Raw genomic sequence first — 7,123 nt, 5'->3', positions numbered from 1 at the left:
CCAAAGCACTGGATATGGCCTATGAGCAACGCGGGAAGCCTCAAGGGCTGCTGTTTCATTCGGATCAGGGATCACAATATGGAAGTCGCCACTTCCGTCAGCGTCTGTGGCGGTACCGCATCAGCCAGAGCATGAGTCGCCGGGGCAATTGTTACGACAACTCACCGATGGAGCGAGTATTTCGCAGCTTGAAAACCGAGTGGATACCTTCAGTGGGTTATATGTCGGTTCAGCAGGCACAACGAGACATCAGTCATTATTTGATGCATCGCTACAACTGGATACGGCCTCATCAATTTAATGGCGGGCTAACGCCGGCTCAGGCCGAGAAAAAACTTAACGTCGTGTCCGGGATTAGTTGACCACTACAGATAGAGCAGCCCGATGCGGTAACGAAACGCATGGGAAGTGGGCGAGAAGCGCCGATGGGCGATCCACCCGCTATACAGGGCGCTGTTCATAAGCGATGCCCAAAGGCGTTGGCCACACGCAATGCGCTGACGACACCATCTTCATGGAAACCATTGGCCCAGTAGGCGCCGCAAAAATAGCTGTTGTGCGCGCCCAGCAGTTCTTGCCACCGCGCTTGTGCGGCAATGCCCTGCAAGCTGTATTGCGGGTGGGCATAGGTAAAGCTGGCCAACACCTTCAAAGGATCGATAGCTGACGTTTGGTTAAGGCTGACGCAGAACGTGTTCTCGCTCTGAATACCTTGCAGGATGTTCATGTTGTAGGTCACGGCAGCGCGTTTTTGTACGGCTGAGCCCAGGCGATAGTTCCAGCTGGCCCACGCCAGTTTTCGGTCAGGCAACAGGCGCGTATCGGTATGCAGCACAACATCGTTGTCGGCGTAGGGCAGGGCGCCGAGGATTTCCTTTTCAGCCGTTGAAGGCTCGGCCAGCAATGCGAGGGCCTGATCGCTGTGGCAGGCAAAAATAACTTTGTCGAACCGCTCAACACCTGCAGCGGTGTGGACGAGCACGCCTTGCTCGTACCGCTCGACCTGAGTCACCGGGCAATTAAGGTGGATTCGATCAACAAACCCGGCACTCAACGGTTTGACGTAAGCGCTTGAGCCTCCCTCAATCACACGCCATTGCGGGCGGTTACTGACGCTGAGCAGGCCGTGGTTCTTAAAAAAACGTACGAAGAATTGCAGCGGAAACGTCAGCATGTCGGCCAGTGACATCGACCAGATGGCGGCGCCCATCGGCACGATGTAGTGCTCAATAAAGCGTTCGCCATAGCCGCGCTGTTGCAAATAGTCACCGAGCCGGGTGTCAGCGGCGATTCGGTGCTCGTCCAGGTCGCGTACGGCTTCGCGGTTAAAACGCAAAATGTCGCGCAACATCCCCCAAAACGCAGGCGATAGCAGATTACTGCGCTGGGCAAACAGGCTGTTGAGCGTATTGCCGTTGTATTCAAGCCGAGTGTCCGTGTCGTGCACGGAAAAACTCATTTCAGTGGCATTGGAGCGAACGCCTAACTGCTCCATCAGTTTGATGAAGTTGGGGTAGGTCCAATCATTGAAAACGATGAATCCCGTGTCCATGGCATAGGTTTGCCCGTTGACGTCAACACTGACGGTATGGGTGTGGCCGCCGATCCAGTCGCTGGCTTCGAAGACGCTGATGTCGTGGGTCTTGTGCAGTAAATAACCACAGGTCAAACCTGATATGCCGCTGCCGATGATCGCGATTTTCATGATTTTGTTTTCTCGCCATTACGTGCCAGACGTTTGCCGAGTGCCACTTGCAGGCGCTTGGGCAGGCTGGCGAGCAGACGTAACAGCACGATGAAAGGGGCTGGAAATGCGATCTCCAGCGGGCGTTTTTCCAGGCGCTGGCAAATATGCTGTGCCGCCTTGGGTGCGGACCAGCGCATGGGCATCGGAAAATCATTTTTTGCAGTCAACGGCGTATCAACAAAGCCGGGGCTGACCAGGGTGACGTCCAGACCTTCGTGCGCAAGATCGAGCCGTAGCGATTCCAGCAGATAGCGCAGCCCTGTCTTGGACGCGCCATAAGCCCCGGCCCGGGGCAATGCCCAATAGGTGACAGAGCTGACGACACCCACCAGGTGCGGGCGCGAACCGGCGCGCAGCAAAGGGAGTGCAGTCTCGATGCAATACCCGGTGGCCAATAAATTGGTGCGTACCACGCGTTCGATGAGGCCGCCGTCAAAGTGATCTGCATCGATGTATTCGCACGTGCCCGCGTTGAGAATCACGGTGTCCAGCGCGCCCCAAGTCTGGGCAATGCTCATGCCGATGTCGCGCACCTGAGCGCTGTCAGTCAAATCCCCGGGGACAAGCAAGACTTGTCCGGGATAGCGCTCAGACAAGGCTGAAAGGGGTTGCAGGTTGCGTGCAGTCAGGGCGAGCCGAGCGCCTTTTTCAAGTAGCTCTTGCGCCATATGCGCACCGATGCCGCTGCTGGCACCGGTCAGCCAGATTCTGCGCCCGTTAACCATGGCTCACCTCTAACATGTTTTTTGACGGCAGGTTTTTGAATGCGCTTAACGCGCGTTCGCGGCTTTGGCTCAAGTTCACGATAGGGGCAGGATAGTTGGCGATACCAAACAGGCCGCCAGCCGACGCCGGGTTATGGACCAGTTTTTTATTGAGGTCCGCCAGTTCGGGGAGCCAGTGTTTAATAAAGGCTCCGTCGGGATCGAAGCGCTCAGACTGGCTCAAAGGATTGAAAATTCTGAAGTACGGGACTGAATCGGTTCCGGTGGAGGAGCTCCACTGCCAGCCGCCGTTGTTGGCCGCCAAATCGCCATCAATCAAATGCTGCATAAAGAAGCGTTCGCCCTCGCGCCAGTCGATCAGCAGATTTTTAGTCAGGAACATCGCCACTACCATGCGCAGGCGGTTGTGCATCCAGCCCGTTTGCAACAGTTGGCGGATCGCCGCATCAATGATCGGGAAGCCCGTACGGCCCTCTTTCCAGGCGGCCAGTTCTTCAGGAGCATCGCGCCATGGCATGAATTCTGTTTCGGGGCGGAAAGCGCGATGGCGAGAGACGCGTGGGTAACCGACCAGAATGTGCTTATAAAATTCGCGCCACAGCAATTCGGTGACCCAGGTGAAGGCGCCGGGACTGCCGCTTTCGAACTCGCCGTTGTTGCTCATCAATGCCGCATGCAAGCATTGGCGCGGGGAAATCACGCCCGCTGCCAAGTAGGCGGAAAGTTGGCTGGTCCCCGGCTTGGCCGGCAGGTCGCGCTCGTCTTTGTAAGAGTGAATGTGTTCATCGGCGAAGCGTTCAAGACGCGCCAGGGCCTCTTCTTCGCCCGCCGGCCACAAAGCGCGTAGCGCGTCGTCGGGTGTGGCAAACCCTTCGACGGAGGCAGGTATCGGGTCGCTTTTGATATTTAAGGGCGCTTGAGCCTCAGGTGCTGCAAGGATCTGCGGCAAGCCCATGTGCAAACGGTTATAACAAATTCGACGGAATTGGCTAAACACCTGAAAGTACGAGCCGGACTGCGTCAGAATGCTGCCCGGCTGAAACAGCAGTTGGTCGAGGTAACTGTGAAACGCGATACCTTCAGCTTCGAGGGTTTGAGCGACTGCCTGGTCGCGACGGGTTTCGTTGATTCCGTATTCCTGATTGGTGTGCAGCGCTTGAATGCCATGCTGCTGACACAGGTCCAGGAGAACGGCAGGTGCTTGGTCCCACGTAGGAGCAGTCCGAATCAACAAGGGAATATTGAGTTGCTGCAGACGCTCGTTCAGGGCGCCCAGGTTACGTAGCCAGAAGTCGACTTTGCATGCCGCGTCATCATGCATCAGCCATTGCTCGGGGCTGATTATGTAGACAGCCAGCGTAGGCCCGCGCTCTGCCGCCGCGCTCAGGGCGGTGTTATCAACGTGACGCAGGTCGCTTCGTAGCCAGATAAGTTGCATGTCATTTCCTTAAGCCCATGGCAGAGCGTTACAAAAGCCCGAGTTGATTGAGGCGTTGGTGCACTTCCATCGGGTCATTGGCCAAGCACAGTCCTGCGATCTCGGTTGTGCTTACACACAGCACGTCGTAATGGATGCGTACGCTGGGGCCAGCTATCAACGTCGGACAGTCGATGCCGTTCAGTAATTTGCCCAGTGCTTGGGTATTCAGGGTTTTGCTGGAGTACAGCACCACGGCTTTGGGTTGCAGCCGTTCAACGGCCAGCCCGAGCTCGCCCGCAGGCAAGGGGGCATCAAACATTTCAACCGGGCAATGGCTGCTGCTGACCAGCAGAGCGGTGAGCCACAAGTGAGGTTCGAAGGGCAGGTCCGAGTGATTAATCAGCAATACCGCAGCGCCTTTGAGCGAGCGGTTGTTGTGATAAATCCGGGCGCCCAGCTTGCTGCGCAACCAGGTGTGGAAGAACACACGCTCCAGCTGGGCACCGAACTGACCCTGCCAGCGTTGTTCCAACTCATCGAGCAGCGGGATCAAGAGCTGTTCGCACAGAGGGCGCGTAGGGTAGAGCGACATGACTTGGTTAAAACAATCATCGAGGCGGCGCTCGGCCAGTTCACTGATGGCTTGTGTCAGGGTTTGACGCCATACCTGCCAGTCACTGCCGGTTGTTTCATCGCAAGGGCTGGGTGCATCCAGCAAGGGTTTGATTTGACTGACAGCGACGCCGCGGTTGAGCCACAACACAATTTGCTGAATTCGCTGGATGTGCTCGGTGGAAAACAGGCGATGCCCCTTGGCTGTGCGGTGCGGCACGATCAGCCCATAGCGGCGCTCCCAAGCACGCAAGGTCACGGCGTTAACCCCCGTGATACGCGACACATCGCGTATCGGCAGCCAGCCTTCAGCCAAGGCCTGGCTGTAGTCCGTGTCGGGTGTATTGGACATGATCAGGTCGTCATTCATGGTCAGATGGCATTCCGCAGGCTGAGATTTTCCGGGTGCGGTTGCAGGTAAACCTGACGCGAGATGTAGGGATCCGGGTGCTGGCGGAAGTGATGTTTGAGCAGCGTCAGTGGCACGACTAAAGGCACAATGCCCTGCAAGTACTGGCCAATGAGCTGTTGAATTTCCTGCTTGTCAGCACTGCTAATGGATTGTTTGAGGTAGCCGCACAAGTGTTGCAGCACATTGGTGTGAGTGCGGCGGGTGGCACATCGCTTAAGGGCTTTCATCAGCTCGCTGAAATACTGCGGCGCTACCGTGCGCGGGTCCTGCTTGCCAAGGCTGCCCAGCAGGTTGCCCAGGGTTTTGTATTGGGCCGGATGGTGCGCCATCAGCTGGTATTTATAGCGGGCATGGAATTCGGTCAGGCTGCGCCGTGTGATGCCTTCTTTGAGCAGTACTTGCCAGTCACGGTAGGCGTACACGCGGGTCATGAAGTTTTCGCGCAGTACCGGGTCATTCAATCGCCCGTCTTCTTCCACCGGCAGGTCGGGGTGCGCGTCACAGAAGGCTTGGGCATAAATGCCGCGGCCACTGAGTTCGGCCGGGCGCCCACCGTCCTGATAGACCTTGACCCGCTCCAGCCCGCAGGAAGGCGACTTTTGCATAAAGATGTAGCCGCAAATGTCGGTGTGTTCGGCAGCCATTTCCACGCCGTAGTCATGCAGGGGGCGGGTCACGTCCAGCGCGCTGTCGACGCTGCCGACGGCCAGTGGCTGTTCAGGGTTGCCAATCAGACGGATAGGTTGACGGGGTATGCCAAGGCCGATGGCGACCTCGGGGCACAGCGGCACAAAGTCGAAATGTTCACTCAGGGCCTGGCTGCACAGGCGCGACTCTTTATGCCCGCCGTTAAAGCGAACTTCGGCTCCCAGCAGGCAAGCGCTGATGGCGATTTTCGGTTTGTCATGAGCTGAGACGGCGCTGGCCATGTGATGAACCTCCAAGAATTACTTGTACATCTTTTGTGTGATGTACAACTTAAGGTCATCATAGGCTTGATCTTGTACAAGTCAAATACCTTGTACAAGTATTGAGTGTTTTTATAAGGTCATCGCATCCGAGACAGGTGCCCACGCCAAGACAGTGCAGGCAGACGCCGCACGAGGCGGCGTCTGGGAGCGTGTCTGCGGGCGTTATTCCAAATGCTCAAGCAACTTGCGCGCGGCGTCTTGGCCGCTGAGCCAGGCACCTTCGACCCGGCCTGACAAACACCAGTCGCCGCAGGCATATAAGCCCAGGTCTGAGTCGGCCAAAGCGCCCCATTCATGGGTTGTGGCGGGGCGTGCATAAAGCCAGCGGTGGGCCAGCGTAAAAATCGGGGCCGGTGTAGGGGAGTGGATCAGCTCGGCAAAGGCGCCGTGCAGTTGCTCAATGACCGCTTCTTTGGGCAGGTCGAGATTTTGTCGGCTCCAGGCGCTGGTGGCATGCAGCACCCAGGTGTCGGGCTGTTGGCCTCGGCCCGGTTTGCTGCTGTTGCGTGCCAGCCACTCCAGCGGGCTGTCTTGTACAAAACAGCCATCGATTTTGGTCGCCAGAGGGGTGTCAAAGGCCAGTGCCAAGGCCCACGTCGGGTCCATCTTCACACTGGCCACCATGCTGGCCAACTTAGGAGCCACGGCCAGTAACGCCGTGGCCTGTGGCGCGGGAGTGGCTATGATCACATGGCTGAATGGGCCATGATCGTGACCGTCTGCGTCTTGCAGGTGCCAGTGTGTCTCACCCTTGATCAGGTCGGTGATTCGGCAGGAAAAGGTCGCGCGGGATTTGCCCAGCAGGCCGCGGGTGATCGCACTCATGCGCGGGTTGCCGACCCAGCGGGTTTGCTCGTCGGGGGAGGGGGTCAATTGGCAATGTTTGTGGTTGAACAGATGGGGTGCCCACTCGCTGGCCCAACCATTGCTTTGCCAGCGTTGTACTTCTTCGACGAAACGTCGATCACGGGCGGTGAAGTACTGAGCGCCCAAGTCGAGATTGCCTGCGTCGCTGCGTTTGCTGGACATACGGCCACCGCTGCCCCGGCTTTTGTCAAACAGGTGCACTGTGTGACCTGCTTTTTGAAGGGCTTGCGCTGCTGAAAGACCGGCAATGCCGGTGCCGATTATTGCGATGGGTACAGTCATATTGGCCTCGATTCCTGTTTGCACAGACTACGCCGATGGTAATACCTGTACAAATCTATTTATTGGTATAAGTTTTAGCGTGCTCGC

At 57.3% G+C, this 7,123-nt stretch carries 7 protein-coding genes and 1 pseudogene; 1 reads left to right on the top strand and 7 read right to left on the bottom strand.

The window, feature by feature from the left end:
* Positions 1–362, top strand: a 362-nt coding sequence (locus CJF39_RS07015) for an integrase core domain-containing protein (RefSeq protein WP_141232168.1), incomplete at its 5' end; no start/stop codon positions are given.
* 6 nt (positions 363–368) lie between these two features.
* On the opposite strand, the pseudogene CJF39_RS07010 reads toward CJF39_RS07015, so the two are convergent.
* The 7 genes and pseudogenes from CJF39_RS07010 to CJF39_RS06980 all read right to left on the bottom strand — a co-directional run.
* A pseudogene (locus CJF39_RS07010) lies at positions 369–461 on the bottom strand (DUF1365 family protein); the annotation flags it as partial.
* Positions 458–1,705, bottom strand: coding sequence for an NAD(P)/FAD-dependent oxidoreductase (locus CJF39_RS07005; protein ID WP_094992740.1), 1,248 nt, complete (start codon positions 1,703–1,705; stop codon positions 458–460). The pseudogene CJF39_RS07010 and the gene CJF39_RS07005, both read right to left, overlap by 4 nt.
* Positions 1,702–2,472 carry an SDR family NAD(P)-dependent oxidoreductase gene (locus CJF39_RS07000; protein ID WP_094992739.1) on the bottom strand — a complete coding sequence of 257 codons (771 nt, stop codon included), beginning with the start codon at positions 2,470–2,472 and terminating at the stop codon, positions 1,702–1,704. The genes CJF39_RS07005 and CJF39_RS07000 overlap by 4 nt, the downstream gene beginning before the upstream one ends.
* Entirely contained in the window at positions 2,465–3,910 is a 1,446-nt protein-coding gene (gene phrB / locus CJF39_RS06995) for a deoxyribodipyrimidine photo-lyase (protein WP_094992738.1), read from the bottom strand. The genes CJF39_RS07000 and phrB overlap by 8 nt, the downstream gene beginning before the upstream one ends.
* A 28-nt stretch (positions 3,911–3,938) precedes the next feature.
* Positions 3,939–4,874, bottom strand: a complete 936-nt coding sequence (locus tag CJF39_RS06990) for a MerR family transcriptional regulator (RefSeq protein ID WP_094992737.1) — start codon at positions 4,872–4,874, stop codon at positions 3,939–3,941.
* Positions 4,875–4,876: 2 nt separating this feature from the next.
* Positions 4,877–5,845: a YbgA family protein gene (locus tag CJF39_RS06985; RefSeq protein ID WP_094992736.1), complete on the bottom strand. Its 969-nt coding sequence runs from the start codon at positions 5,843–5,845 to the stop codon at positions 4,877–4,879.
* Positions 5,846–6,049: 204 nt separating this feature from the next.
* Complete coding sequence (locus CJF39_RS06980) at positions 6,050–7,036, bottom strand: NAD(P)/FAD-dependent oxidoreductase (protein ID WP_094992735.1); 987 nt, start codon at positions 7,034–7,036, stop codon at positions 6,050–6,052.
* Positions 7,037–7,123 lie beyond the last annotated feature (87 nt).

This window comes from Pseudomonas lundensis, assembly GCF_002269125.1.
In the GTDB taxonomy this organism is placed as follows: Bacteria; Pseudomonadota; Gammaproteobacteria; order Pseudomonadales; family Pseudomonadaceae; genus Aquipseudomonas; species Aquipseudomonas lundensis_A.
This window is presented reverse-complemented; position numbering and strand designations above follow the sequence as displayed.

Bases quoted from the DNA above. Each gene is read 5' to 3' on its own strand.
- CJF39_RS06990 (WP_094992737.1), bottom strand. From the start codon at position 4,874: ATGAATGACGACCTGATCATGTCCAATACACCCGACACGGACTACAGC.
- CJF39_RS06985 (WP_094992736.1), bottom strand. From the start codon at position 5,845: ATGGCCAGCGCCGTCTCAGCTCATGACAAACCGAAAATCGCCATCAGC.
- CJF39_RS06980 (WP_094992735.1), bottom strand. From the start codon at position 7,036: ATGACTGTACCCATCGCAATAATCGGCACCGGCATTGCCGGTCTTTCA.
- phrB (WP_094992738.1), bottom strand. From the start codon at position 3,910: ATGCAACTTATCTGGCTACGAAGCGACCTGCGTCACGTTGATAACACC.
- CJF39_RS07000 (WP_094992739.1), bottom strand. From the start codon at position 2,472: ATGGTTAACGGGCGCAGAATCTGGCTGACCGGTGCCAGCAGCGGCATC.
- CJF39_RS07005 (WP_094992740.1), bottom strand. From the start codon at position 1,705: ATGAAAATCGCGATCATCGGCAGCGGCATATCAGGTTTGACCTGTGGT.